Annotated in this window: 24 protein-coding genes and 1 tRNA gene; 17 read left to right on the top strand and 8 right to left on the bottom strand. The window is 59.7% G+C overall.

All coding sequences use genetic code 11. The features are described 5' to 3' along the window. Positions 1–57 precede the first annotated feature (57 nt). Complete coding sequence (putP, locus tag BN3796_RS12535; RefSeq protein WP_061708658.1) at positions 58–1,566, bottom strand: sodium/proline symporter PutP; 1,509 nt, start codon at positions 1,564–1,566, stop codon at positions 58–60. Between the two features lie 403 nt (positions 1,567–1,969). Here putP and putA point away from each other — a divergent pair, with 403 nt between their 5' ends. Both putA and BN3796_RS12525 read left to right on the top strand, forming a co-directional pair. Next, on the top strand, positions 1,970–5,932 hold the full coding sequence (putA, locus tag BN3796_RS12530) for a trifunctional transcriptional regulator/proline dehydrogenase/L-glutamate gamma-semialdehyde dehydrogenase (RefSeq protein WP_061708657.1): 3,963 nt from the start codon (positions 1,970–1,972) through the stop codon (positions 5,930–5,932). 99 nt (positions 5,933–6,031) lie between these two features. Then, positions 6,032–6,427 carry a lysozyme inhibitor LprI family protein gene (locus tag BN3796_RS12525; protein WP_061708656.1) on the top strand — a complete coding sequence of 132 codons (396 nt, stop codon included), beginning with the start codon at positions 6,032–6,034 and terminating at the stop codon, positions 6,425–6,427. Here the strand turns inward: BN3796_RS12525 and rutR are convergent. Further along, complete coding sequence (rutR, locus tag BN3796_RS12520; protein WP_061708655.1) at positions 6,424–7,062, bottom strand: HTH-type transcriptional regulator RutR; 639 nt, start codon at positions 7,060–7,062, stop codon at positions 6,424–6,426. The two genes, BN3796_RS12525 and rutR, sit on opposite strands and share 4 nt — an antisense overlap. Positions 7,063–7,339: 277 nt before the next feature. Here rutR and rutA point away from each other — a divergent pair, with 277 nt between their 5' ends. The 7 genes from rutA to rutG are packed head-to-tail and all read left to right on the top strand — an operon-like array spanning position 7,340 to position 12,773. Next, positions 7,340–8,431, top strand: coding sequence for a pyrimidine utilization protein A (rutA, locus tag BN3796_RS12515; protein ID WP_061708654.1), 1,092 nt, complete (start codon positions 7,340–7,342; stop codon positions 8,429–8,431). Further along, a complete protein-coding gene (gene rutB / locus BN3796_RS12510) occupies positions 8,431–9,120 on the top strand; it encodes a pyrimidine utilization protein B (protein WP_061708653.1) in 690 nt (229 codons plus the stop codon). The genes rutA and rutB overlap by 1 nt, the downstream gene beginning before the upstream one ends. Positions 9,121–9,131: 11 nt before the next feature. Continuing rightward, the gene (gene rutC / locus BN3796_RS12505; protein ID WP_061708652.1) at positions 9,132–9,518 is read left to right on the top strand and encodes a pyrimidine utilization protein C; all 387 of its coding nucleotides are present in this window, start codon (positions 9,132–9,134) and stop codon (positions 9,516–9,518) included. A gap of 7 nt (positions 9,519–9,525) precedes the next feature. Then, positions 9,526–10,326, top strand: a complete 801-nt coding sequence (gene rutD / locus BN3796_RS12500) for a pyrimidine utilization protein D (protein WP_061708651.1) — start codon at positions 9,526–9,528, stop codon at positions 10,324–10,326. Positions 10,327–10,335: 9 nt separating this feature from the next. After that, positions 10,336–10,926 (top strand): malonic semialdehyde reductase, encoded by a 591-nt coding sequence (locus tag BN3796_RS12495; protein WP_061708650.1) that lies wholly within the window; start codon positions 10,336–10,338, stop codon positions 10,924–10,926. Between the two features lie 9 nt (positions 10,927–10,935). Beyond that, positions 10,936–11,430 carry an NADH-dependent FMN reductase RutF gene (rutF, locus tag BN3796_RS12490; RefSeq protein ID WP_061708649.1) on the top strand — a complete coding sequence of 165 codons (495 nt, stop codon included), beginning with the start codon at positions 10,936–10,938 and terminating at the stop codon, positions 11,428–11,430. Between the two features lie 20 nt (positions 11,431–11,450). Next, positions 11,451–12,773, top strand: coding sequence for a pyrimidine utilization transport protein G (gene rutG / locus BN3796_RS12485; protein ID WP_061708648.1), 1,323 nt, complete (start codon positions 11,451–11,453; stop codon positions 12,771–12,773). Positions 12,774–12,861: 88 nt separating this feature from the next. Here the strand turns inward: rutG and BN3796_RS12480 are convergent, their stop codons facing one another. Then, positions 12,862–13,035, bottom strand: coding sequence for a con-10 family general stress protein (locus BN3796_RS12480; protein ID WP_061708647.1), 174 nt, complete (start codon positions 13,033–13,035; stop codon positions 12,862–12,864). A 388-nt stretch (positions 13,036–13,423) separates the two neighbouring features. Here BN3796_RS12480 and wrbA point away from each other — a divergent pair, with 388 nt between their 5' ends. Together wrbA and BN3796_RS12470 are read left to right on the top strand one after the other, a co-directional pair. After that, on the top strand, positions 13,424–14,020 hold the full coding sequence (gene wrbA / locus BN3796_RS12475) for an NAD(P)H:quinone oxidoreductase (protein WP_061708646.1): 597 nt from the start codon (positions 13,424–13,426) through the stop codon (positions 14,018–14,020). Between the two features lie 19 nt (positions 14,021–14,039). Further along, positions 14,040–14,267, top strand: coding sequence for a YccJ family protein (locus tag BN3796_RS12470; RefSeq protein ID WP_061708645.1), 228 nt, complete (start codon positions 14,040–14,042; stop codon positions 14,265–14,267). A gap of 30 nt (positions 14,268–14,297) precedes the next feature. Here the strand turns inward: BN3796_RS12470 and agp are convergent, their stop codons facing one another. From agp to BN3796_RS12455, 3 genes are all read right to left on the bottom strand, one after another. After that, positions 14,298–15,539 carry a bifunctional glucose-1-phosphatase/inositol phosphatase gene (gene agp, locus BN3796_RS12465; RefSeq protein ID WP_061708644.1) on the bottom strand — a complete coding sequence of 414 codons (1,242 nt, stop codon included), beginning with the start codon at positions 15,537–15,539 and terminating at the stop codon, positions 14,298–14,300. 147 nt (positions 15,540–15,686) lie between these two features. Beyond that, positions 15,687–15,774 (bottom strand) — tRNA-Ser (locus BN3796_RS12460). Between the two features lie 135 nt (positions 15,775–15,909). Further along, entirely contained in the window at positions 15,910–17,532 is a 1,623-nt protein-coding gene (locus BN3796_RS12455; RefSeq protein WP_061708643.1) for an ABC transporter substrate-binding protein, read from the bottom strand. Positions 17,533–17,791: 259 nt separating this feature from the next. On the opposite strand from BN3796_RS12455, the gene yccA reads away from it, so the two are divergent. Then, positions 17,792–18,451: an FtsH protease modulator YccA gene (gene yccA / locus BN3796_RS12450; RefSeq protein WP_061708642.1), complete on the top strand. Its 660-nt coding sequence runs from the start codon at positions 17,792–17,794 to the stop codon at positions 18,449–18,451. 88 nt (positions 18,452–18,539) lie between these two features. Further along, positions 18,540–18,869: a sulfurtransferase TusE gene (gene tusE / locus BN3796_RS12445; RefSeq protein ID WP_061708641.1), complete on the top strand. Its 330-nt coding sequence runs from the start codon at positions 18,540–18,542 to the stop codon at positions 18,867–18,869. Here the strand turns inward: tusE and yccX are convergent. Beyond that, the gene (yccX, locus tag BN3796_RS12440; RefSeq protein ID WP_073885181.1) at positions 18,866–19,147 is read right to left on the bottom strand and encodes an acylphosphatase; all 282 of its coding nucleotides are present in this window, start codon (positions 19,145–19,147) and stop codon (positions 18,866–18,868) included. The two genes, tusE and yccX, sit on opposite strands and share 4 nt — an antisense overlap. A 92-nt stretch (positions 19,148–19,239) precedes the next feature. On the opposite strand from yccX, the gene rlmI reads away from it, so the two are divergent. Both rlmI and hspQ read left to right on the top strand, forming a co-directional pair. Then, on the top strand, positions 19,240–20,430 hold the full coding sequence (gene rlmI / locus BN3796_RS12435; protein WP_061708639.1) for a 23S rRNA (cytosine(1962)-C(5))-methyltransferase RlmI: 1,191 nt from the start codon (positions 19,240–19,242) through the stop codon (positions 20,428–20,430). Between the two features lie 60 nt (positions 20,431–20,490). After that, entirely contained in the window at positions 20,491–20,808 is a 318-nt protein-coding gene (gene hspQ / locus BN3796_RS12430) for a heat shock protein HspQ (protein ID WP_061708638.1), read from the top strand. Between the two features lie 26 nt (positions 20,809–20,834). On the opposite strand, the gene BN3796_RS12425 is transcribed toward hspQ, so the two are convergent. Then, a complete protein-coding gene (locus BN3796_RS12425) occupies positions 20,835–21,248 on the bottom strand; it encodes a CoA-binding protein (RefSeq protein ID WP_061708637.1) in 414 nt (137 codons plus the stop codon). Positions 21,249–21,417: 169 nt separating this feature from the next. On the opposite strand from BN3796_RS12425, the gene csgI reads away from it, so the two are divergent. Next, complete coding sequence (csgI, locus tag BN3796_RS12420; protein WP_061708636.1) at positions 21,418–22,080, top strand: curli synthesis inhibitor; 663 nt, start codon at positions 21,418–21,420, stop codon at positions 22,078–22,080. Between the two features lie 81 nt (positions 22,081–22,161). Beyond that, positions 22,162–22,620: a methylglyoxal synthase gene (gene mgsA, locus BN3796_RS12415; protein WP_061708635.1), complete on the top strand. Its 459-nt coding sequence runs from the start codon at positions 22,162–22,164 to the stop codon at positions 22,618–22,620. Positions 22,621–22,622 lie beyond the last annotated feature (2 nt).

Genomic DNA, 22,622 nt, shown 5'->3' with positions numbered 1-22,622 from the left:
TTACAGAGAGGCGCAACGGGGAGAAAGCCCCCTCCCCGGCGGGAGGGGGAAAACAGTTTACTGCGCCTGCAGTTTTGACGGCGGCGCAGAGCGGTAGTGGGCATCCGCCTCGGCAAAGCGCTGCTGCATGGCTGCAGACGGGGCTTTACCCATGAGGCTAAAGATCACAATGCCCAGGCTGCCCAGGATAAAGCCCGGGATGATTTCGTAGAGGCCGAGCCAGCCGAACTGTTTCCAGACAATAACGGTCACCGCGCCAATGATCATGCCCGCCAGCGCCCCGTTGCGGGTCATGCGCGGCCACAGAACCGAGAAGAGCACCACCGGACCAAACGCGGCGCCAAAGCCCGCCCAGGCGTAGCTCACCAGCCCCAGCACGCGGTTTTCCGGATTCGCCGCCAGCGCGATAGCCACCAGCGCGACCACCAGCACCATAAAACGCCCGACCCACACCAGCTCTGTCTGGCTGGCGCCCTTACGCAGAAACGCCTTGTAGAGATCTTCCGTGATAGCGCTGGAGCAGACCAGCAGCTGGCAGCTCAGCGTGGACATCACCGCCGCCAGAATGGCGGAAAGCAGGATCCCGGCAATCCACGGGTTAAAGAGGATTTGCGCCAGTTCGATAAAGACGCGCTCGGCGTTCTGGTTGACCGCCCCCGCCTGGGCCGGGTTGTCGCTGAAGTAGGCGATACCGAAGAAACCCACCGCGCAGGCGCCCGCCAGGCAAAGGATCATCCAGGCCATACTGATACGGCGGGCATGCACGATGGTGTGGTGGGAATCTGCCGCCATAAAACGCGCCAGAATGTGCGGCTGGCCGAAGTAGCCCAGACCCCAGCCCATCAGCGAGACAATCGCCACAAAGTTCAGCCCCTTGAACATATCGACGTTTTCAATGCTTTTCTGCTTGATCACTTCAAGGGAATCGCCGAAGCCGCCGACGGTGAAAATAACAATCACCGGCGTCAGGATCAGGGCGAAGATCATCAGGCTCGCCTGGACGGTGTCGGTCCAGCTCACCGCCAGGAAACCACCGATAAAGGTGTAGAGGATGGTGGCCGCCGCCCCCGCCCAGAGCGCCGTTTCGTAGCTCATGCCGAAGGTGCTTTCAAACAGACGCGCCCCCGCCACAATACCCGATGCACAGTAGATGGTGAAAAAGAGCAGGATCACCAGCGCGGAGATAATGCGCAGGATACGGCTTTTGTCCTCGAAACGTCCGGTAAAGTAGTCCGGCAGGGTCAGGGCATTGTTGTTGACTTCGGTGTGTACGCGCAGGCGCCCCGCCACCAGCTTCCAGTTGATCCACGCCCCGAGCGTCAGCCCGATGGCGATCCAGCTTTCTGAGATCCCGGAGATGAAAATCGCCCCCGGCAGCCCCATCAGCAGCCAGCCGCTCATATCGGATGCCCCGGCGGAGAGCGCCGTCACCACCGGCCCTAAGCTGCGACCGCCGAGAATGTAGTCGTCAAAGTTTTTCGTCGATCGCCATGCTATAAACCCAATCAGGATCATGCCAAAGATATAAACGAAAAATGTCACCAGCATCGGTGTACTCAAAGCCATACAAATTCTCCAGACTTGTCGCGCGGCAACCATCCCGATTGCCTTGTTATTCGATCACCGGAACGTGGTGATGGTGTGTTGTCGTGTCGGGCGCGTATCCTGCCGTAAGCGCGGCCCATTCACAAATGATTTAACACTGCATTTACATGAAAAACAGCCCCCGGTTTATATGACTTTCGTATAGGTTGCACTCGCTCACGCTTTTCCCGGTTGCACCCGCAAAAAGTGTTAACCACCGCATAAATCGCAGGCTGACGCAGTGTTATCCCTGATAACCAATTATTAACAATCCAGCGGTTTCTCAGCTTGTTACCCGCGTCACATTTAACACGGTTGCACAAAGTTGCAACATAGTGGATATTGCGGGCTAACCGCAGAATCTAACACCGACAGGAGTTTTGGCATGGGCATGACCACCATGGGGGTTAAGCTGGATGAAGCCACCCGCGAGCGGATTAAAAACGCCGCAAGCCGTATCGATCGCACCCCGCACTGGCTGATTAAGCAGGCCATTTTTAATTATCTCGAAAGGCTGGAGAGCGACGAAGGTCTGCCTGAACTGCCTGCCCTGCTGGCCGGAGCCGCCAATGAAGGGGAAGAAGCCGCCGTTGCGACGGAGGAGTCCCCGCAGCCGTTCCTGGAATTTGCCGAGCAGATCCTGCCGCAGTCGGTCAGCCGCGCCGCCATTACCGGGGCTTACCGTCGTGCCGAAACCGACGCCGTGCCGATGCTGCTGGAGCAGGCCCGCCTGCCGCAGCCTGTCGCTGAACAGGCTCACCAGCTCGCCTGGACGCTGGCCGAAAAGCTGCGTAATCAGAAAACCGCCTCCGGGCGCGCCGGAATGGTGCAGAGCCTGCTGCAGGAGTTCTCGCTCTCCTCCCAGGAGGGGGTGGCGTTGATGTGCCTCGCCGAAGCGCTGCTGCGTATCCCTGATAAAGCTACCCGCGATGCGCTGATCCGCGACAAGATCAGCAACGGCAACTGGCAGTCGCACATTGGCCGCAGCCCGTCGCTGTTCGTTAACGCCGCCACCTGGGGGCTGCTGTTTACCGGCAGGCTGGTCTCCACCCATAACGAAGCCAACCTCTCCCGCTCCCTGAACCGCATCATCGGCAAGAGCGGCGAGCCGCTGATCCGCAAAGGGGTCGATATGGCGATGCGGCTGATGGGCGAACAGTTTGTCACCGGCGAAACCATCGCCGAGGCGCTGGCGAACGCCCGCCGCCTGGAGGAGAAAGGGTTCCGCTACTCCTACGACATGCTGGGAGAGGCGGCGCTGACCGCCGCCGACGCGCAGGCCTATATGGTCTCTTACCAGCAGGCGATCCACGCCATCGGCAAAGCCTCTAACGGTCGTGGCATTTATGAGGGACCGGGGATCTCGATTAAGCTCTCCGCCCTGCACCCGCGCTACAGCCGCGCCCAGTACGACCGGGTGATGGACGAACTCTACCCGCGCCTGAAATCTCTGACCCTGCTGGCGCGCCAGTACGATATCGGCATCAATATCGACGCCGAAGAGGCGGATCGTCTGGAGATCTCCCTCGACCTGCTGGAAAAACTCTGCTTCGAGCCGGAGCTGGCAGGCTGGAACGGGATTGGTTTCGTTATTCAGGCCTACCAGAAACGCTGTCCGTTCGTCATTGACTACCTAATCGACCTCGCCTCCCGCAGCCGTCGCCGCCTGATGATCCGTCTGGTGAAAGGGGCCTACTGGGATAGCGAAATCAAACGCGCCCAGATGGAGGGGCTGGAGGGCTATCCGGTCTATACCCGCAAGGTCTATACCGATGTCTCTTACCTCGCCTGCGCCAAAAAGCTGCTCAGCGTGCCGAATCTGATCTACCCCCAGTTCGCCACCCATAACGCCCATACGCTGGCGGCGATCTACAGCCTCGCCGGGCAGAACTACTACCCGGGGCAATATGAGTTCCAGTGCCTGCACGGCATGGGCGAACCGCTCTACGAGCAGGTGACCGGTAAGGTCTCGGAGGGCAAGCTGAACCGTCCGTGTCGTATCTACGCTCCGGTCGGCACCCATGAGACGCTGCTCGCCTATCTGGTGCGCCGTCTGCTGGAGAATGGCGCTAACACCTCCTTCGTTAACCGCATCGCCGACAGCACCCTGCCGCTGGACGAGCTGGTGGCCGACCCGGTGCAGGCGGTGGAGAAACTGGCGGCGCAGGAGGGCCAGTTTGGCCTGCCCCATCCGAAGATCCCCCTGCCGCGCGAGCTGTACGGCAAGGGGCGCATTAACTCGGCGGGGCTGGATCTCGCCAACGAACACCGCCTGGCCTCCCTCTCCTCCGCCCTGCTGAACAGCGCCCTGCAAAAATGGCAGGCAAAACCGCTGCTGGCGCAGCCGGTGGAGGATGGCGAGATGCAGCCGGTCGTTAACCCGGCGGATCCGCGCGACGTGGTGGGCTATGTGCGTGAGGCGAGCGAAGAGGAAGTCGAGGCGGCGTTGCAGAGCGCAATTGATAATGCGCCTATCTGGTTTGCCACCCCGCCGCAGGAGCGCGGCGCAATTCTGGAGCGTGCCGCGCTGCTGATGGAAGATCGCATGCAGCAGCTGATCGGCATTCTGGTGCGTGAAGCGGGCAAAACCTTCAGCAACGCCATTGCCGAGGTGCGCGAAGCGGTGGACTTCCTCCACTACTACGCGGGCCAGGTCCGCGAGGATTTTGATAACGAAACCCACCGTCCGCTGGGGCCGATGGTCTGTATCAGCCCCTGGAACTTCCCGCTGGCGATCTTTACCGGGCAGATTGCCGCCGCGCTGGCCGCGGGCAACAGCGTGCTGGCGAAACCCGCCGAGCAGACGCCGCTTATCGCCGCGCAGGGAGTTCAGATCCTGCTGGAGGCGGGCGTGCCTGCGGGCGTGGTACAGCTACTGCCGGGTCGTGGCGAAACGGTCGGCGCGAAGCTGACCGCCGATACCCGGGTACGCGGCGTAATGTTTACCGGCTCAACCGACGTGGCCACGCTGCTGCAGCGCAACATCGCCACCCGTCTGGATGCCCAGGGCCGTCCGACGCCGCTTATCGCGGAAACCGGCGGCATGAACGCCATGATTGTCGACTCCTCGGCGCTGACCGAACAGGTGGTGGTGGATGTACTCGCCTCCGCCTTCGACAGCGCCGGACAGCGCTGCTCCGCCCTGCGCGTGCTCTGCCTGCAGGAGGACATTGCTGACCACACGCTGAAGATGCTGCGCGGCGCGATGGCCGAATGCCGGATGGGCAACCCAGGGCGTCTCACCACCGATATCGGCCCGGTGATCGATGCGGAGGCCAAAGCCAATATTGAGGAACATATACAGGCGATGCGCGCGAAGGGCCGTCCGGTCTTCCAGGCGGTGCGAGAAAACAGCGAAGATGCCCGCGAGTGGGCGACCGGCACCTTTGTCGCGCCCACCCTCATTGAGCTGGCCAGCTTTGACGAACTGAAAAAAGAGATCTTTGGTCCGGTACTGCACGTGGTGCGCTATAACCGCAACAATCTGGAGGAGCTTATCGGGCAGATCAACGCCTCCGGCTATGGCCTCACGCTCGGGGTGCATACCCGTATCGACGAGACCATCGCGCAGGTGACCGGCAGCGCCAGAGTGGGTAACCTCTACGTTAACCGCAACATGGTGGGCGCCGTGGTGGGCGTACAGCCCTTCGGCGGAGAGGGGCTTTCCGGCACCGGTCCGAAAGCGGGCGGGCCGCTCTATCTCTACCGCCTGCTCTCCAGCCGGCCGGAAGGGGCTTTAGGCGTAACGCTCGCCCGTCAGGATAAAGCGTATCCTGTGGATGCCCGTCTTAAAGCGACACTGACCCAGCCGCTGGAGGCGTTAGCGGGCTGGGCGGCCGATCGCCCTGCGCTGCGCGCGCTTTGCGAACAGTATGGCCAGCAGGCGCAGGCGGGCACCCAGCGCGTGCTGCCGGGGCCGACCGGGGAGCGCAACACCTGGACGCTGATGCCGCGCGAGCGCGTGCTCTGCGTGGCGGATAACGAAGAGGATTGCCTGATCCAGCTGGCGGCGGCAATGGCTACCGGCTGCGAGGTGCTGTGGCCGGAAGATGGGCTGCATCGCGATCTGCTGAAAAAGCTGCCGCAGGCGGTCTCGTCGCGTATTCGTCTGGCGAAGGCGGAGAGCATGACCAGCCAGCCGTTCGACGCGGTGATCTACCACGGCGACTCCGATCAGCTGCGCGAGCTGTGCGAACAGGTCGCCGCCCGCGACGGCGCGATTGTCTCGGTGCAGGGCTTTGCCCGGGGTGAAACCGCCCTGCTGCTGGAGCGCCTGTACGTGGAGCGCTCGCTCAGCGTCAATACCGCGGCGGCGGGCGGTAACGCCAGCCTGATGACAATCGGGTAAAACGTGTACAATCTCCCCGGTGGCGCTACGCTTACCGGGGCTACCCGTCAACATGGCCGGATTAGCCCAGCGCATCCGGCTTTTTTACAGGGGGAAATGATGAAAAAAACGCTTATTGCCGCCGCAGCCCTGCTGCTCAGCAGCGGCGCGCTGGCGGCGGAATGCGACACCGCCACCAGCCAGGCGGAACTGAACAGCTGCACCGCGCAGCAGTACCAGACGGCGGACAAGGCGCTGAACCAGACCTGGCAAACGGTGCTGAGCCGCGCCACGCCGCCCCAGCGCGATCTGCTGAAAAAGGCGCAGCAGGCGTGGATCGCCCTGCGCGACGCCGACTGCGCCTTCGTTGCCTCCGGCGCCCAGGGGGGCAGCGTACAGCCGATGATCAACCATCAGTGTCTGGCGGAAAAAACCGTTGAGCGCGAAGCCTGGCTCTCCTCGCTATTGCAGTGCGATGAAGGGGATCTGAGCTGTCCGCTGCCGCCAGCCTCTTAACGCACGCGGATCCCTTCGATAATCAGCCGCTGGACGTTTTCCACCGCGCTCTGGAAAAAGTGTTCATCCTGCAGCGTCTTGCCGGTCACCGCCTCCACCTGGCTTGCGAAGTCCGCGTAGTGCTGGGTGGCGGCCCAAATCATAAAGATCAGATGGTGCGGGTCAACGGGGGCCAGCTTTCCGGCGGCGACCCAGCCCGCCACAATCGCCGATTTTTCATCCACCAGCGTTTTGAGATCGCCGGTCAGCTCCCCCTGCAGCAGCGGCGCCCCCTGAAGCATCTCCATGCAAAAGAGGCGTGAAGCCTGAGGGAAATCGCGGGAAACCTCCAGCTTGAGCCGGATGTACTCTTTGATCGCCGCCAGCGGGGCAAGCTCTTCGCGAAAGGCCTTCAGCGGCGCGAGCCAGATATCGAGAATTTGCTGGAGCACCGCCACGTAGAGCGCCTCTTTGGAGGGGTAATAGTAGAGCAGATTGGTTTTGGAGACGCCGGACCGTTCAGCCACCTGCTCCAGACGCGTGCCGTGAATGCCGTATTGCGAAAAACTCTCCAGCGCCGCGCTGAGGATCGCCTGCTTTTTGGCGCTGACCGCGCGGGTACGTTTACCGGGTGTGTGCACTGCGCCTTGCGTCATGCCGTTCTCCTTGAGTTGTCGCCCTCAGCATAGCAAAAGCGCTGCCCTCCCTCGACCCTCTGCACTCTTGTTGCACACGAGCGCCTGTTTTTTGTGCACTCTTTTTGACCAGTTAGTCCACTTTCCAGCGCCCGTATTACGCAACCTTACGTTAACACATTAACAACATTGCCTTTTTTAAACCTGGCATTGCGTTTGCAATTCACTTTCTGCAAGGCAAGCGGCTCTGCAACACGCGCCGCCCCACCCGTTCACCCGCAGAGAAGAGAGGTTCGTGATGAAAATTGGCGTATTTGTCCCTATCGGCAACAACGGCTGGCTTATCTCCACCCACGCGCCGCAGTACATGCCGACCTTTGAGCTGAATAAGGCGATCGTGCAAAAAGCGGAGCATTACCATTTCGATTTTGCGCTCTCGATGATCAAACTGCGCGGCTTTGGAGGTAAAACCGAATTCTGGGATCACAATCTGGAGTCGTTCACCCTGATGGCGGGGCTGGCGGCGGTGACGTCGCGAATTGAGATCTACGCCACGGCCGCGACCCTGACGCTGCCGCCCGCCATTGTCGCCCGTATGGCTTCCACCATCGACTCCATCTCCGGCGGGCGCTTTGGCGTCAATCTGGTGACCGGCTGGCAAAAGCCGGAGTATGAGCAGATGGGTATCTGGCCGGGGGATGACTATTTCGCCCGCCGCTACGACTACCTGACGGAGTATGTGCAGGTGCTGCGCGATCTGTGGGGCACCGGTAAAAGCGACTTTAAGGGTGATTATTTCACCATGAACGACTGCCGCGTCAGCCCGCGCCCCTCCGCGCCGATGAAGGTGATCTGCGCCGGGCAGAGCGACGCGGGCATCGCCTTTTCCGCCCGCTATGCCGACGTCAATTTCTGCTTCGGTAAAGGGGTCAATACCCCCGCCGCTTTCGCCCCCACCGCCGCCCGTATGAAGGAGGCCGCAGAGCAGACCGGCCGCGACGTCGGCTCCTACGTGCTGTTTATGGTGATCGCCGACGAAACGGACGACGCTGCCCGGGCGAAGTGGGAGCACTATAAAGCCGGAGCCGATCAGGAGGCGTTAAGCTGGCTGACCGAGCAGAGCCAGAAGGATACCCGCTCCGGCGCCGATACCAACGTGCGGCAGATGGCCGACCCCACCTCGGCGGTGAATATCAATATGGGGACGCTGGTCGGCTCTTACGCCAGCGTAGCGCGGATGCTCGACGAGGTGGCCAGCGTACCAGGCGCCGAGGGCGTGCTGCTGACCTTTGATGATTTCTTACAGGGAATTGAAGCCTTCGGCGAGCGCATCCAGCCGCTGATGCAGTGCCGCGCCCATCTTCCCGCTGTAACCCGGGAGGTGGCATGATGGCAACCTTATCCGCACGCCCTGAAGCGGTGACCTTCGACGTCGCGCAAAGCGCCCTGATCGTGGTGGATATGCAGAACGCCTACGCCAGCCCGGGCGGCTATCTGGATCTCGCCGGGTTTGATGTCTCCGCAACCCGGCCGGTGATTGAGAACATTAAAAAAGCGGTGGCCGCCGCCCGCGAGGCGGGGATGCTGATTATCTGGTTCCAGAACGGCTGGGACGCGCAGTATGTGGAGGCGGGCGGCCCCGGCTCGCCGAACTATCACAAATCCAACGCGCTAAAAACCATGCGCCAGAAGCCAGAGCTGCAGGGAAAACTGCTGGCGAAAGGGGGATGGGATTACCAGCTGGTGGACGAACTGGTGCCGGAGCCGGGCGATATCGTGCTGCCCAAGCCACGCTACAGCGGATTCTTTAACACCCCCCTCGACAGCCTGCTGCGCAGCCGGGGGATTCGCCACCTTATCTTTACCGGCATCGCCACCAACGTCTGTGTGGAGTCCACCCTGCGCGACGGCTTTTTCCTTGAGTATTTCGGCGTGGTATTGCATGACGCCACCCACCAGGCCGGACCGGAATTTGCGCAAAAGGCCGCGCTGTTCAATATCGAAACCTTTTTCGGCTGGGTCAGCGACGTCGCTACTTTTTGCGACGCCCTCCAGCCCCCGTTAGCCCGCATCGCCTGAGGAGAGACGCTATGCCTAAATCTGTCATTACCCCGACCGGCACCGCCGCGCCGATCGCCCCCTTCTCCCCCGGCACGCTCGCCGACGGCGTGGTGTACGTTTCCGGTACCCTCCCCTTCGACGCGCAGAACAATGTGGTCTTTCCGGATGACCCAAAGGCGCAACCCCGCCACGTTCTCGAAACCATCCGGCGGGTGATCGAAACGGCGGGCGGCACGATGGAGGATGTGACCTTCAACAGCATTTTTATTACCGACTGGAAAAATTACGCCGCGATTAACGAGATCTACGCGGAGTTTTTCCCGGGGGATAAACCGGCGCGTTTCTGCATCCAGTGCGGGCTGGTGAAGCCCGAGGCGCTGGTGGAGATCGCCTCCATCGCCCATATCGCTAAGTGAGGTTGCCGTGAAAATTTCGGTTTCGCCACCCCCTTATCCCGGCGCGCCGGTGGTGGTGCTTATTGCCGGACTGGGCGGCAGCGCCAGCTACTGGCTGGCGCAGAGCGCAGCCCTGGAACAGCGCTACCAGCTGGTCTGCTATGACCAGCGCGGCACCGGGCAAAACGCAGGGGCTCTGCCTGCGGGTTATACCCTGCGCCATATGGCGGGCGAGCTGACGCAGGCGCTGAACGAGGCGGGTCTGACGCGCTACGCTGTGGTGGGCCATGCACTCGGCGCGCTGGTGGGGTTGCAGATGGCGCTGGATCGCCCTGACGCGGTGCGCGCGCTGGTCTGTGTTAACGGCTGGCTCAGCCTGCATCCCCATACCCGGCGCTGCTTCCAGGTGCGCGAGCGCCTGCTCGACGCGGGCGGCCCGGCGGCGTGGGTGGAAGCGCAGCCGCTGTTCCTCTATCCCGCCAGCTGGATGGCCGCCAACGCGCCGCGGCTTGAAGCGGAGGAGACGCTGGGGCTGGTCCACTTTCAGGGACGGGAGAATTTGCTGCGGCGGCTGGCCGCCCTGAAGGAGGCCGATTTCAGCCTGCTCGCGGCCCGGATACGCTGCCCGGTACAGGTCATCTGCGCGGCTGACGATCTGCTGGTCCCCGCCTGCTGTTCGGATGCGCTTCACGCCGCTCTGCCCGACAGCCGCAAGACGGTGATGACGCAGGGCGGCCACGCCTGCAACGTCACCGAACCCGAAACCTTTAACGCCCTGCTGCTGAGCGGCCTTGGCAGCCTGCTGCCCGGCCACGAAGCTGTTCTGTAAGGAGCCCTTATGTCCGAAGCCCTGAGCCCCACCGCACTGGAAACGCTCTTTACCGGCGCCCGCACCCACAACGGCTGGCGGGATACCGCGGTCAGCGACGAGACGCTGCGCGAAATCTACGCCCTGATGAAGTGGGGCCCGACCTCCGCCAACTGCTCGCCCGCGCGCATCGTCTTTATCCGCACGCCGGAAGGCAAGGAGAAGCTGCGCCCGGCTCTCTCCAGCGGCAATCTGCAAAAAACGCTTACCGCGCCGGTGACCGCTATCGTCGCCTGGGACAGCGAGTTTTACGAACGCCTGCCTGCGCTGTTCCCGCACGGCGACGCCCGCAGCTGGTTTACCTCCAGCCCGGCGCTTGCCGAAGAGACCGCGTTTCGCAACAGCTCCCTGCAGGCGGCCTATCTGATCGTTGCCTGCCGCGCGCTGGGGCTGGATACCGGCCCGCTCTCCGGCTTTGACCGGCAAAAGGTCGACGAGGCCTTTTTTACCGGCACGCCCTTAAAAAGCAACCTGCTGGTGAATATCGGCTATGGCGATCCGCAGGCGCTGTATGGGCGTTTGCCGCGTTTAACCTTTGAAGAGGCCTGCGGGCTGGCATAAGGAGCACCCATGAGTACCGTAGATCAACATACCTTTCGTGACGCCATGGCCTGCGTTGGCGCGGCGGTTAATATTATTACCACCGACGGTCCCGGCGGACGGGCAGGGTTTACCGCCAGCGCGGTCTGTAGCGTTACCGATTCACCGCCGACCCTGCTGGTCTGCCTGAACCGCAGCGCCTCGGTCTGGCCCGCGTTTAGCGCAAACCGCACCCTGTGCGTAAATACCCTGAGTGCCGGACAGGAGACGCTCTCTCAGCTTTTCGGCGGTAAAACGCCGATGGACGATCGCTTCGCCGCCGCCCGCTGGCAGAGCGGAGAGACCGGCTGCCCGCGGCTGGAAGCGGCGCTGGTCTCCTTTGACTGCCGCATCAGCCAGGTGGTGAGCGTCGGCACACACGACATTCTTTTTTGCCATATCGTTTCACTGGTGCGCCATCCCACCCCGCAGGGGCTGGTGTGGTTCGATCGCGGCTACCACGCGCTGATGCGGCCCGCCTGTTAACCCTCCTTAAGGAGAAGCTCATGGCACTCTTCGGTTTTCCTCACTGGCAGTTAAAAGCGACCCCGGAAGATGGCGTGATCGCGCCGGATGAACGGCTTCCGCTGGCTCAGACCGCGGTCCTTGGCGTGCAGCATGCGGTTGCCATGTTTGGCGCGACGGTGCTGATGCCCATTCTGATGGGGCTTGATCCAAACCTCTCCATCCTGATGTCGGGCGTCGGCACGCTGCTCTTTTTCGTTATTACCGGCGGGCGCGTACCCAGCTATCTTGGCTCCAGCGCGGCGTTTGTCGGCGTAGTGATCGCCGCGACGGGTTTTAACGGCCAGGGGCTGAACCCCAACATCAGCGTGGCGCTGGGCGGCATTATCGCCTGCGGGCTGCTCTACACGCTGGTGGGGCTGCTGGTGATACGCGTCGGCACCCGCTGGATAGAGCGGCTAATGCCGCCGGTCGTCACCGGTGCGGTAGTAATGGCCATAGGCCTCAATCTGGCGCCCATCGCCGTGAAAAGCGTCTCCGGCTCCGCCTTTGAAAGCTGGATGGCGGCGATTACCGTCCTCTGCATCGGCGTGGTGGCGGTCTTTACCCGCGGCATGGTGCAACGTCTGCTGATCCTGGTGGGGCTGATTGTCGCCTGCCTGATCTACGCCCTGCTGACCAGCGTGCTGGGGCTGGGGAAACCGATCGATTTCGCGCTGGTGCAGCAGGCCGCCTGGCTGGGGCTGCCCCATTTCAGCCGCCCGACCTTTGACGGACCGGCGATGCTGCTTATCGCGCCGGTGGCGGTGATCCTGGTGGCGGAAAACCTGGGGCATCTGAAGGCGGTGGCGGGAATGACCGGGCGCAATATGGACCCGTATATCGGACGCGCCTTTGTCGGCGACGGGCTGGCCACGATGCTCTCCGGCTCGGTGGGCGGCAGCGGCGTCACCACCTATGCGGAGAATATCGGCGTGATGGCGGTAACGAAAATTTATTCGACGCTGGTCTTTGTCGCGGCGGCGGCCATCGCTATCCTGCTCGGCTTTTCACCCAAGTTCGGCGCGCTGATCCATACCATTCCCGGGCCGGTGATTGGCGGCGCGTCGATCGTGGTGTTCGGGCTGATCGCGGTCGCCGGTGCGCGCATCTGGGTGCAGCATAACGTCGATCTCAACCAAAATGGCAATCTGATTATGGTGGCGGTCACGCTGGTACTGGGGGCGGGCGACTTTGCGCTCCGGCTGGGCGCTTTCACCCTCGGAGGGATTGGCACCGCCACCTTTGGCGCGATCCTGCTGAACGCTCTGCTGCAACGGCGGGCCAGCAGGCTACAGGGGGATGTGATGCCACAGGATGTGTAATCGCGCCGGACGCCACGCAAAAAAAACCGCCGGGTTAACCCGGCGGCTGGGGGCGACTTCATTCAGTCACGAAGTCAGAGAGTAACAGTTAGCGTTTATTGTTCCCGCCGCTGCTTTTGCCCCCTTTTTTACCAGCTTCTGATGCGCGTTGCGGGTCATTTTTGAAGTTCCCGCCGCTGTGCTGGCCACCTTTACGACCTGCTTCTGATGCTCTTTCACGGTCTTCAGCGAAATTACCTGAACCACCACGATGGTTTGCCATCTCTAACCTCCGGTATGTGAAACATTAGACATCATATTGCATTCAGTAAAAGAGGATTCTTTCACCTGGCGACTCCAAGACAGCGTCTTTATCTCGTCGCTTGAGGTTAAGCTTAGTGGAACAGCTCTATTCATCCAGTTCATATTCATATTCTGCAACATGATTTTCACCGTTTTGCCGCAATTACGCCGTCGCGATTGATAAGTTACTCTTATCGTTTAAAAAAATCGCCCTCGCAGAAATGTTTCATTTTGCTACAAAGAACAGTCTTAAAAATATTGTTATTTATCAAATAAATGGCACTACGGTTTGCACTCTGGCTAACACGTCATATCTTTAAAAGAACGCAGCGATACGCTGATCATCCCCACTCGAGGAGTCATCCACTATGGCAAAAGTTCTGGTCCTTTATTATTCCATGTACGGACATGTCGAAACGTTGGCCCAGGCGGTGGCCGAAGGGGTTAATAAGGTTGACGGCGCGGAAGTGGTGGTAAAGCGTGTGCCCGAGACGATGCATGCTGAAACCTTTGCCAAAGCGGGCGGCAAAGCGCAAAACACCCCGGTCGCCACGCCGCAGGAGCTGGCCGATTACGACGCTATTATCGTCGGTACGCCAACCCGCTTCGGCAATATGTCCGGCCAGATGCGCACCTTCTTCGACCAGACCGGCGGGCTGTGGGCTTCCGGCGCGCTCTACGGCAAGATTGCGAGCGTGTTTAGCTCCACCGGCACCGGCGGCGGGCAGGAGCAGACGATTACCTCCACATGGACTACCCTTGCTCATCATGGGATGATCATTGTGCCCATCGGCTACGGGGCGCAGGAGCTGTTTGATATCTCGACGGTGCGCGGCGGCACGCCTTACGGCGCCACCACCATCGCAGGCGGCGACGGCTCGCGTCAGCCAAGCCAGGAAGAGCTGGCGATCGCCCGTTATCAGGGCGAACACGTTGCAAAAATAGCAGTAAAACTGAAAGGCTAACTGTCGACAGGAGGGCAACATGCCAACTCAAGAAGCAAAAGCTCATCGCGTAGGTGAATGGGCAAGTTTACGCAACACCTCACCAGAGATTGCCGAAGCGATCTTTGAAGTCGCGAACTACGACGAAAAGCTGGCGGAGCAGATTTGGGAAGAAGGCAGTGACGAAGTGCTGATGCGCGCCTTTAAGAAAACCGACAAAGATTCGCTCTTCTGGGGCGAACAAACCATCGAACGTAAAAACGTCTAAACGTCTCCCCCGCTCGCGCGGGGGTTCCTTCTATTTTGCCGCCTCGTTCATCACCATCGTGAATTTATCCATCGGACAGAAGCCGTTAGCATCTACCGGGCAGCCCTTCAGGGACAAAGTGACCCGCTGGGCCGGCGATTTTAACGTTAATACCTCGGCGTTTCGCAGCTGCTGCGCGCTCTGGTAGACATACTCGATTTTCATCAGGTCGCGGTTAGCCTGTTTATCGTGCCAGCGCTGAAAGACGATTTTGCCGCCAATAGGTGTGCGTTCATACTGATCGTGCAGCTGGTACGGGGTGAAATCGAGCGCCGTCAGCAGCGAAGCGATATTCGAATCATGCCCTACCAGCAGGGTGATGGCAGGTGCCTTATCCCGGTCGGTGACCAGCGCTTTATCAATATATTTTACCAGCGGCTTCGCCACGTTTTGCGCCACCTCCCGGGAGGTAAAAAGCGCATCCTGATAGCCGTTTTTCAGCTTCGAGAGGACCCGCCACTGCTGGTCGCTGTTGATGTCTCCCCACGCCACCTGATCCATCGGGAAACCTTCGTAGTATTGCAGCGTGAAAGCATCCACCAGCGAGTTGCCTACCTTCAGCGGCCCGGAGACACCCGGCTCTTTGCCATAGTCGGCGCTGAAACTGTCTTTGGCCTCGGTTAGAGAGCAGACCTGCTTCTCTTTACAGGCGGGGGGATCGCTGTAGCGCGTCATTTGCGCCAGCAGCCGGTAACTCTCCTCAAGCTGCATCCCCTGGCGCTCGGCCTGCATGGCGCTAATCGCCTTATCATGGAATGCCGGGGAGTTATCGGTTATCACCGGATTAAAGGTGGGGTCCATGGTACCCATCTTCTCCTGATGGTGTACCGGCACGTCGCAGCCAGGGAAAGCGCCGGTAATGAAGAACTGCGCGGTGGCCACGGTGCGCTGCAGGCTGTTGGCGTAGGCGTAGACCGCCTGCGGCGCCGGGCATTCGCCTGCCCTGACCAGCCCCTCCTGCGCCAGCCATTCGCGCATGTAGTGCCCCATATAGACCTCCAGCACGCCGCCCTTGGTGGTGAGCTGCCCGCCCGGCACATCCCATTGCGGCCATTCGTTAGGCGTGGATTGCGCCAGCACGCTGCCGTTATCGGCGAGCGGCGCGCGCAGGTTATGGCGGCTCATAATCAGAACCTGCTGTAGCTGATACCCCTCGGGGGTGTTCTGCGCCTGCGCGCCCGATACCAGCGCCAGCATTCCCGCAACTGCGCTTACCAGTGGTGCTTTTCTCATCCCTTACTCCTTAGCGGTGATTATTGTCGACAGGAGTGTGACAGAAGCGGGACAAATTTCCCGGAGGCGTTTCGCAAAGTGAAGAGGGAGTCGGGAGGAGAAAAAGAAAAACCCCGCGATATTGCTATCGCGGGGTTATTTCGTATCTGGCGGAAGCGCAGAGATTCGAACTCTGGAACCCTTTCGGGTCGCCGGTTTTCAAGACCGGTGCCTTCAACCGCTCGGCCACACTTCCGGTGTGAGGCGCACTATAAACACCTCGTTGCGCCGTGTAAACCCCGGAAGTGTTCGTTTGCCTGAAAAACAGTCAAAACGAAGTTAATCGGCTGAAATAACAGCGCGTTGATGGTTTTATCAGCACAAAATACCGCTAGTATTTTTTGATGTACATATCTTTGGTGTAGTAGTAACCGAGCTTATCCGGCGTGAATCCGCCTACCCAGGGCTTCACCAGGTGAGAACGGACGTAGTGGTAAACCGGAATAGCCGGCACATCCTGCCCCAGCAGATCTTCCGCCTGCTGGTAAAACTTTCCGCGCTCGTCGATCGAACCCGCTTTCGCGGCGCTGATAAGCGCCTTATCGTAAGCAGGATTACTGTACTGGCTGGTGTTCTGGCTATCGCCGGTGCGGAAGTTATTCAGGAAGGTCGACGCATCATCATAGTCGGCAACCCAGGCGAAGCGCACCACATCAAAGCTATGGGTGTGCATGGTGTCGAGCATGGTTTTCCACTCCTGATTCTGCAGCTTCGCCTCCACGCCCAGATTTTTCTTCCACATGGAGCTGGCGGCAATGGCGATACGCTGATGGGACTCTGAGGTGTTATAGAGCAGATGGAAGGTGAGCGGATGCCCTTCATTATACCCCGCCTCGCTCAGCAGCTTTTTCGCCTCGGCGATGCGCTTCTCCATCGGCCAGCTGGCGTAATCGGGGTTGCGTAGCGTCACGCCGCCGATGTCCGGCTGGCTGATCAACCAGGCGGGACGCTGCCCCTGCCCCAGCACCTTGTCAGCGATGATGGTTTTATCCAGCGCCAGGTTTAACGCCTTGCGTACGCGTACATCGTTAAACGGTGCGCGGGTAGTATTGAACTCGTAGTAATAGGTGGCCAGCTGCGGAGAGACGTTCAGCTCGTTGCCCATCGTCTTTTTAAGCTGGGCAAACTGGTTGATCGGCACGGTGTAGTTGATATCAATCTCCCCCGCCTTGTAACGGTTGACGTCGGCCGCCTCGGAGGCGATCGGCAGGTAAGTCACCTTGTTGATTACGGTGTGGGCATTATCCCAGTAACGCGGGTTGCGCTCCGCCACGATGCGCTCGTTCACCACCCACTGAGAGAGTTTATAGGCGCCGCTGCTGATGAAATGTTCCGGCTGGGTCCACTTTTCGCCGTAGCGCGTCACCAGCGTCCGATCGAGAGGCATCAGCGACGGGTGCGCCAGCATCGGCAGGAAGGCGGCGTTCGGCTGGGTTAAGGTCACCTCCAGCGTGGTATCGTTAAGCGCCTTTACCCCCAGCGTATCCGGCGCTTTTTTGCCTTCAGCGATATCGGCGGCGTTGACGATAAGCATACTGCCCGGATAGCTCGCGTAGGGGGAGACGGTTTTCGGATCAACCAGCCGCTGCCAGCTCCAGACCACATCCTGGGCGGTAATGGCCGTGCCGTCGCTCCAGGTAATGCCAGGGCGCAGATGGAAGGTCCAGACGGTATTATCTTTCGTCTCCCATTTTTCCGCCAGCCGGGGCTGGATCTCTCCCGCCGGGGAAACGCTGACCAGCCCGTCGAATAAATCGCTGATGATATTAAATTCGACGTCGCTTTCGACTTTATGCGGGTCGAGCGAGGCGGGCTCGCTGCCGTTATTCCTGACCAGCTCCTGCTTCTCTGCAAGCGCGGTTCCCTGCGGCACGCTGGCGGCCTGAGCCGCGCCTGCGCAGAGGATGGCGGCGGCCAGTAACGAGCGTGTAAAACGTATGCGTGTTTGCTTCATGTGCTTCGCCTTATTGTCTGTTTTATGACGATCCGGCTTAACACTTAGCGCCCGGCAGGCGGGAACGCAATATTTTTCAGTAACCTATAAGATCTCGATCTGAATAAACTTTACAAAACCGCAATTATGCGGCCAAAATCCGTTTTTTCAGCATAAAGCGCCAGGGAAAGAGTGAGTAAAGATGGGTAAAACCGCTTTGTTCCGGCCGCGCTCTTTTCTATTCTTGCCGTTAATTACATCTGTCATAAGAGAGTGACTCATGGATCGTATTGTTATATCGTCCCGCGACCGCACATCGCTGCTCAGCACCCACAAAGTGCTGCGCAACACCTATTTTCTGCTGAGCCTGACGCTGGCGTTTTCCGCCATTACCGCTACCGCCAGCACCCTGCTGATGCTGCCTTCTCCGGGTCTTATCCTGACGCTGGTGGGCATGTATGGTCTGATGTTCCTGACCTACAAAACCGCCAACTCCCCGGCGGGCATCCTTTCCGCTTTCGCCTTTACCGGCTTCCTGGGCTATATCCTGGGGCCGATGCTGAACGCCTATCTCTCTGCCGGGATGGGTGATGTCATCGGCCTGGCGCTCGGCGGTACCGCGCTGGTCTTCTTCTGCTGCTCCGCCTATGTGCTGACCACCCGCAAGGATATGTCTTTCCTGGGTGGTATGCTGATGGCGGGTATTGTGGTGGTGCTGATCGGGATGGTGGCCAACATCTTCCTGCAGCTGCCGGCGCTGCACCTGGCGATTAGCGCAGTATTTATTCTGATCTCCTCAGGCGCGATCCTGTATGAAACCAGCAACATCATTCACGGCGGCGAGACCAACTACATCCGCGCTACCGTGAGCCTCTACGTGTCGCTGTACAACATCTTCGTCAGCCTGTTGAGCATCCTGGGCTTCGCCAGCCGCGATTAACCGCCCATGGCTCTGCCCTCAGCCCCGCTTATGCGGGGCTTTGTTTTTTGCTACACTGCGCCGGTTATTGACTGATGTGTGAATCCCTATGTTGAGCTTTGAAGGTAAAGAGATAGAGACCGATAAAGACGGTTATCTGAAAGAGAGCAGCCAGTGGAGCGAAGCGCTGGCCGAGGTGATTGCCGAACAGGAGTCTATCACCCTCTCCCCTGAGCACTGGGAAGTGGTGCGGTTTGTGCGCGAGTTCTACCTGGAATTTAATACCTCGCCCGCCATCCGCATGCTGGTAAAGGCGATGGCCAACAAGTTTGGCGAGGAGAAAGGCAACAGCCGCTACCTCTATCGCCTCTTCCCGAAAGGCCCGGCTAAACAGGCGACGAAAATCGCCGGTCTGCCGAAGCCGGTGAAATGTATTTAATAGCGAATGCCAAAGTTCTGATACTCCCGCCCGGGTTGATGCGGCTCCGTTAAGACCTTGTCAACCCGCGCGCTACGCGGCCCGCCCGCCTTCAGCCAGGCGATCAGCTTTTCCACCTGCTCCGCCTCGCCGCAGGCCAGCACCTCCACGCTGCCGTCATCCATGTTACGGGCATAGCCGGTCAGCCCAAGACGCGACGCTTCATGCTGCGTGCTGTAGCGAAAGCCCACCCCCTGGACCCTGCCGTGAACCCACGCGATTGTGCAGACTTTTGACATCATCGTTCTCCTTATCCGTCTGGCGCGTTGCATTTCCTCCGTGAACTCGGGAAAATGGCGGCCATTTTAGTGAACCAGCAGAATAGCAAATTATGAGCGTACGTTTAGTGTTAGCCAAAGGGCGCGAGAAATCATTACTCCGCCGTCATCCCTGGGTCTTTTCCGGCGCGGTTGCCCGTATGGAAGGTAAAGCCAGCCTCGGTGAAACCATAGATATCGTTGACCATCAGGGAAAATGGTTAGCACGCGGCGCGTACTCGCCCGCCTCCCAGATCCGCGCCCGCGTCTGGACCTTCGATAAAGAAGAGAATATCGATATCGATTTCTTCGTCCGCCGTTTGCAGCAGGCGCAGCAGTGGCGCGACTGGCTGGCGAAGCGTGACGGTCTCGACAGCTACCGTCTGATTGCCGGTGAATCCGACGGGCTGCCGGGGATTACTATCGATCGCTTCGGCCATTTTCTGGTGCTGCAGCTGCTGAGCGCCGGGGCGGAGTATCAGCGCGCCCCCTTAATCAGCGCCCTGCAGTCGCTCTATCCCGACTGCGCCATCTACGATCGCAGCGACGTGGCGGTACGTAAAAAAGAGGGCATGGAGCTGACCCAGGGGCCGGTGACCGGCGAGCTGCCGCCTCCCCTGCTGCCGATTGAAGAGCATGGCATGAAGCTCTACGTGGATATCCAGGGCGGCCATAAGACCGGCTACTACCTCGATCAGCGCGACAGCCGCCTGGCGACCCGTAAATATGTGGAAAACAAGCGGGTACTGAACTGCTTCTCCTACACTGGCGGCTTTGCCGTCTCCGCCCTGATGGGCGGCTGCCGTCAGGTGGTCAGCGTGGACACCTCGCAGGAGGCGCTCGACGTGGCGAAGCAGAACGTGGAGCTCAACAAGCTTGACCTGAGCAAAGCCGACTTTGTGCGCGACGACGTCTTTAAGCTGCTGCGTAAATACCGCGACCAGGGCGAAACCTTTGACGTCATCGTTATGGACCCGCCGAAGTTCGTGGAGAATAAAAGCCAGCTGATGGGCGCCTGCCGCGGCTACAAAGATATCAATATGCTGGCGATCCAGCTGCTTAACCCTGGCGGCATTCTTCTGACCTTCTCCTGCTCAGGCCTGATGACCACCGATTTATTTCAGAAAATCATCGCAGATGCCGCAACAGATGCCGGTCGTGATGTACAATTTATAGAGCAGTTCCGTCAGGCAGCCGATCATCCGGTGATCGCTACCTACCCGGAAGGTCTGTATCTGAAAGGATTTGCCTGCCGCGTCATGTAACTTGAAAAGTGGAAGGTTGCCCACACATATTGTGTAAGTAACGTTTCCCGGGAGGTGACTATGATTGCCAGCAAATTCGGTATCGGCCAGCAGGTTCGCCACTCCCTGTTAGGTTTCCTGGGCGTGGTCGTGGATATCGACCCGGAATACTCCCTTGAGGAGCCGTCGGCCGACGAGCTGGCGGTTAACGACGAGCTTCGCGCTGCGCCCTGGTATCATGTGGTGATGGAGGATGACGACGGTCAGCCGGTACATACTTATCTTGCCGAGGCCCAGCTGAGCGGCGAGCCGCAGGGGGATCACCCTGAACAACCCTCTATGGACGAACTCGCCCGCTCCATCCGTAAACAGCTGCAGGCGCCGCGCCTGCGGAACTGATCCAAAAGCCCGCAAGCGGGCTTTTTTTATTTGGTCAGGCCTAAACGCGGGATTTCAATCGCCGGGCAGCGATCCATTACCACGTTCAGCCCCGCCTCCCGCGCCATCACCGCTGCCTGCTCGTTAATCACCCCGAGCTGCATCCAGAGCGTTTTCGCCCCGATGGCGACCGCCTCCTGCGCCACGCCCCATGCCGCTTCCGAGTTACGGAATACATCCACCATATCGATCTTTTCCGGCACCTCGGCGAGCGTACCGTAACCCTGCTGCCCCAGCAGCGTCTTGCCCGCCACCTTCGGTGAGACGGGGATGACGTGATATCCCTGATCAAGAAGATATTTCATCACCCGGTAGCTCGGGCGGTCAGGCTTGTCGCTGGCGCCGACCAGGGCGATGGTGCGGGTCGAGGTCAGAATGGTGGCAATGTCGTTCTCTTGCATACGTTTTCTCCCGTTTTTTTACAGTGTATGCCAAAGCCGTGAGGGCAACCATCTAACCCATACATCTGTATGAGGGCAAACCGGCAGAATATGTCTATATGTTAGTAAACATGTTTTTCGAAAACTTTAGATACAATATTGCGGCGCGTGCTTGCTACAGGAGCTTTCTATGAAATCCGGCATTGTCAGTATGGCTATCGCGTTAATGGTGCCGGTTTGTGTCTGTGCCACCACGCTACGTCTCTCCAGCGAAATCGATCTGCTGGTGCTGGACGGGAAAAAGGTCTCCAGCTCCCTGCTGCGCGGTGCAGACAGCATTGAGCTGGATAACGGCCCCCACCAGGTAGTTTTCAGGGTGGAAAAAACCATCCGGATGACGGATCGCGAGGAGCAGCTCTATATCTCCCCGCCGCTGGTGCTGAGTTTTAATACCGAGAAAATCAGCCAGGTGAACTTCAACCTGCCGCGGCTTGAAAACAAAAAGGAAGCGGACCATTTTGATGCCTCGCCGCAAATCACGCTGCTGGATGGCGACGCGATGCCCATTCCGGTAAAGCTCGATATCCTGGCGCTGACGACGCCCCGCAAAGGAGTCGATTATGAGGCTGAGACAGAGCGCTATAACAAAGCGGGCAAAGCGGCCTCGCTGCCCGCTTTCGCCCCCATGATGGCCGATGACAGCACCCTGCTTTCCGGCGTATCGGAGCTGGATGTCATCCCGCCGCAGTCTCAGACGCTTACCGAACAGCGTCTCAAGTTCTGGTTTCAACAGGCCGATCCTGATACCCGTACCCGCTTTTTACAGTGGGCCAGACAGCAACCCTCGTCCTGAGCCGCATTTTTTTACCCTTTCTCTTGCAGCATCAGGCGCTTCCAGTAATCTTGTAACCAGTTAACCTTGATGGAAACGATGATGGAAACCACGACACGCACGCTCCCCGCGCGTAAACATATCGCGCTGGTCGCGCACGATCACTGCAAACAGATGCTGCTCAGCTGGGTTCAGCGCCACCAGCCATTGCTGGCGCAACATAACCTTTCGGCAACGGGCACTACGGGCAACCTTATCCACCGCGCCACGGGGCTGGCGGTTAACGCCATGCTCAGCGGCCCGATGGGGGGCGATCAGCAGGTTGGCGCCTTAATTTCTGAAGGTAAAATCGACGTGCTGATCTTCTTCTGGGATCCGCTGAATGCCGTCCCGCACGATCCGGACGTAAAAGCGCTGCTGCGCCTGGCAACGGTGTGGAACATCCCGGTGGCGACTAACCTCTCCACCGCCGACTTTATTATCCAGTCGCCCGACTTCAACTCCTCCGTCGAGATCCCGATCCCGGACTACGCCCGCTATCTTGCCGAACGGTTAAAATAACC

Origin of the sequence: Pseudenterobacter timonensis, assembly GCF_900021175.1 — a bacterium.
GTDB classification, from domain to species: domain Bacteria; phylum Pseudomonadota; class Gammaproteobacteria; order Enterobacterales; family Enterobacteriaceae; genus Enterobacter; species Enterobacter timonensis.
The sequence above is the reverse complement of the archived record's forward strand: the minus strand, read 5'-3'. Positions and strand labels throughout refer to the sequence as shown.

Excerpts from the sequence above, each read along its gene's own strand:
- rutA (WP_061708654.1), top strand. The coding sequence starts at position 7,340 with ATGAAAATTGGCGTATTTGTCCCTATCGGCAACAACGGCTGGCTTATC.
- agp (WP_061708644.1), bottom strand. The coding sequence starts at position 15,539 with ATGAGAAAAGCACCACTGGTAAGCGCAGTTGCGGGAATGCTGGCGCTG.
- rutR (WP_061708655.1), bottom strand. The coding sequence starts at position 7,062 with ATGACGCAAGGCGCAGTGCACACACCCGGTAAACGTACCCGCGCGGTC.
- mgsA (WP_061708635.1), top strand. The coding sequence starts at position 22,162 with ATGGAAACCACGACACGCACGCTCCCCGCGCGTAAACATATCGCGCTG.
- yccA (WP_061708642.1), top strand. The coding sequence starts at position 17,792 with ATGGATCGTATTGTTATATCGTCCCGCGACCGCACATCGCTGCTCAGC.
- rutG (WP_061708648.1), top strand. The coding sequence starts at position 11,451 with ATGGCACTCTTCGGTTTTCCTCACTGGCAGTTAAAAGCGACCCCGGAA.
- csgI (WP_061708636.1), top strand. The coding sequence starts at position 21,418 with ATGAAATCCGGCATTGTCAGTATGGCTATCGCGTTAATGGTGCCGGTT.
- putA (WP_061708657.1), top strand. The coding sequence starts at position 1,970 with ATGGGCATGACCACCATGGGGGTTAAGCTGGATGAAGCCACCCGCGAG.
- BN3796_RS12470 (WP_061708645.1), top strand. The coding sequence starts at position 14,040 with ATGCCAACTCAAGAAGCAAAAGCTCATCGCGTAGGTGAATGGGCAAGT.
- tusE (WP_061708641.1), top strand. The coding sequence starts at position 18,540 with ATGTTGAGCTTTGAAGGTAAAGAGATAGAGACCGATAAAGACGGTTAT.
- rutB (WP_061708653.1), top strand. The coding sequence starts at position 8,431 with ATGGCAACCTTATCCGCACGCCCTGAAGCGGTGACCTTCGACGTCGCG.
- yccX (WP_073885181.1), bottom strand. The coding sequence starts at position 19,147 with ATGTCAAAAGTCTGCACAATCGCGTGGGTTCACGGCAGGGTCCAGGGG.
- BN3796_RS12495 (WP_061708650.1), top strand. The coding sequence starts at position 10,336 with ATGTCCGAAGCCCTGAGCCCCACCGCACTGGAAACGCTCTTTACCGGC.
- rutF (WP_061708649.1), top strand. The coding sequence starts at position 10,936 with ATGAGTACCGTAGATCAACATACCTTTCGTGACGCCATGGCCTGCGTT.
- putP (WP_061708658.1), bottom strand. The coding sequence starts at position 1,566 with ATGGCTTTGAGTACACCGATGCTGGTGACATTTTTCGTTTATATCTTT.
- wrbA (WP_061708646.1), top strand. The coding sequence starts at position 13,424 with ATGGCAAAAGTTCTGGTCCTTTATTATTCCATGTACGGACATGTCGAA.
- rutC (WP_061708652.1), top strand. The coding sequence starts at position 9,132 with ATGCCTAAATCTGTCATTACCCCGACCGGCACCGCCGCGCCGATCGCC.
- BN3796_RS12525 (WP_061708656.1), top strand. The coding sequence starts at position 6,032 with ATGAAAAAAACGCTTATTGCCGCCGCAGCCCTGCTGCTCAGCAGCGGC.
- hspQ (WP_061708638.1), top strand. The coding sequence starts at position 20,491 with ATGATTGCCAGCAAATTCGGTATCGGCCAGCAGGTTCGCCACTCCCTG.
- BN3796_RS12425 (WP_061708637.1), bottom strand. The coding sequence starts at position 21,248 with ATGCAAGAGAACGACATTGCCACCATTCTGACCTCGACCCGCACCATC.
- rlmI (WP_061708639.1), top strand. The coding sequence starts at position 19,240 with ATGAGCGTACGTTTAGTGTTAGCCAAAGGGCGCGAGAAATCATTACTC.
- BN3796_RS12455 (WP_061708643.1), bottom strand. The coding sequence starts at position 17,532 with ATGAAGCAAACACGCATACGTTTTACACGCTCGTTACTGGCCGCCGCC.
- BN3796_RS12480 (WP_061708647.1), bottom strand. The coding sequence starts at position 13,035 with ATGGCAAACCATCGTGGTGGTTCAGGTAATTTCGCTGAAGACCGTGAA.